The sequence below is a fragment of the Pseudonocardia sp. SID8383 genome, assembly GCF_009864975.1.
Taxonomy (GTDB): domain Bacteria; phylum Actinomycetota; class Actinomycetes; order Mycobacteriales; family Pseudonocardiaceae; genus Pseudonocardia; species Pseudonocardia alni.
In genome coordinates, this window is record NZ_WWFY01000152.1 from 1 (window position 1) to 1413 (window position 1413).

2 protein-coding genes are annotated in these 1413 nt (G+C 76.3%); one reads left to right on the top strand and one right to left on the bottom strand.

Annotated features, from left to right (window positions below):
• A partial coding sequence (locus GTW08_RS03835; RefSeq protein WP_161151422.1) for an inositol monophosphatase family protein occupies positions 1-780 on the bottom strand: 780 nt, incomplete at its 3' end.
• A gap of 167 nt (positions 781-947) precedes the next feature.
• Here GTW08_RS03835 and GTW08_RS03840 point away from each other — a divergent pair.
• Positions 948-1413: glycosyltransferase (locus GTW08_RS03840; RefSeq protein WP_161151423.1), on the top strand; the 466-nt coding region annotated here is incomplete at its 3' end.

The following is a 1413-nucleotide window of genomic DNA, read 5'->3' on the forward strand; positions in this document are numbered from 1 at the left end:
CTCGGGCAGCGGCGTCGACCGGCCGTCGCGGCCCAGCACCAGCGCGCCGGCCTCGGTGGCCAGGCAGAGCGCCCCGGCGACGTCCCACTCGTGGTAACGGGTCAGCACCGCGGCGACGGCGTTGCCCAGCGCGACCTGGGTGATCGCCAGCGCGGCCGAGCCGAGCACCCGCACGCCGACGTGCGCGGCGCGGGCGCGTTCGACGAACCCGGGGTCGGGGTCCTCGGCGCAGATCAGCGACCCGGCAACCCGGGCGGTGCGCCGCGACGGCACCGGCACGCCGTTGGCCCGGAAGCCGCGCCCGCGGGCGGCGGCGTAGATCTGCCCACGGCCCGGGTCGGCGACGACACCCACGGCCGGGCCGTCGCCGTCGACCAGGGCCAGGCTGTAGGCGCACCACGGCAGGCCCGCGACGTAGTTCGCGGTCCCGTCGACCGGGTCGACGACCCAGCGCAGCGGTGCGGTGTCGGCACCGGCGTCGGCGCCGAACTCCTCGCCGACGACCGGGCAGCCGGGGAACTCCGCGGCCAGTACCCGGCGGGTGTGCCGCTCCAGGGTGCGGTCGGTGTCGGTGACCCAGTCGAACGGGTTGGCCTTGGCCGACGCGTCGAGCGATCCGGTGTGCTCGCGACCCAGCGTCGCGGTGATCACCTCGGCGGCGTCGTTGGCCAGCCGGCCCGCGGTCTCGAGCGCGCGGGAGAGCAGCGCCGGGTCCACCGGCCGGGGGGACGGCACCGGGGGTGGCGCCGTGTGTGGCGGGGTGTGGGGCACGGCCGTCATGCGACCCGAGTGTCCGGGCGGGTGATGTCCCGGCGACGACGTGCGGGTGTCCACCTTGTGCCGGACGTGCCAACTCGTGATCCGCCCACCCGATGTTCGCCCAGGGTTGGGTGGTTGATCACGCCAGGGACCCGGCCCGCTGTCCCGCCCCCGTCACCGTTCCGGCCGTGCGCGTCGCAATCGTCTCGGAATGCTTCCTGCCGGTGGTCAACGGCGTCACCAACTCGGTGCTGCGGGTGTGCGAGCACCTGCGGGCAGGGGGTCACGACGTCGTGGTGATCGCGCCGGGCACCGGGGAGCCGGACTCCCACGAGGGGATCCCGGTCGTGCGGATCCCGGCCGTCGAGCTGCCGGTGGTGAACTCGATGCCGGTCGGGGTGCCCAGCAGGCGGATCCTGACCGCGCTGCGCCGGTTCCGGCCGGACGTGGTGCACCTGGCGGCGCCGTTCGTCGTCGGGGCGCGGGGGCTGGCGGCGGCGCGGCGCCTCGGCGTGCCGACGGTCGCGATCTACCAGACCGACGTCGCCGGGTTCGCCTCCGCGTACGGGCTCGGGCTGACCGCGCGGGCCGCGTGGCGCTGGACCTGCCGGCTGCACGGCCTGGCCGACCGGACCCTCGCGCCGTCGAGCTGGG